The 234-nt window shown below is 48.3% G+C and carries 1 protein-coding gene; it reads right to left on the bottom strand.

Annotation, left to right across the window (positions count from 1 at the left end):
* A partial coding sequence (locus SB658_RS27715; protein WP_410603796.1) for a DUF2627 family protein occupies window positions 1-172 on the bottom strand: 172 nt, incomplete at its 3' end.
* Between the last annotated feature and the right edge of the window lie 62 nt (window positions 173-234).

Below are 234 nucleotides of genomic sequence, written 5' to 3'. Positions count from 1 at the left end.
CCAGAACATAAAGGCCGAACAAAAAAAACGCCAATCCGGCCGCCCCCTGAAGAAAAAGGGACGGAAACGGGGAAAACGCATGCCCGAATAATGCATCTCTCATCAGCTTAATGCCGAGCGCCGCGACAGCGCCGGGGAGGACCAGAATCAAAAGCGCAACAAGCCGGCTCATATTCAGAAAACCCCTTTACGATATGATTTCCTTTATTGTCCAATCGAAAAAATATTTTGTCA

Origin of the sequence: Bacillus sp. SIMBA_008 (genome assembly GCF_046535495.1) — a bacterium.
Lineage (GTDB): Bacteria > Bacillota > Bacilli > Bacillales > Bacillaceae > Bacillus > Bacillus subtilis.
This window is presented reverse-complemented; position numbering and strand designations above follow the sequence as displayed.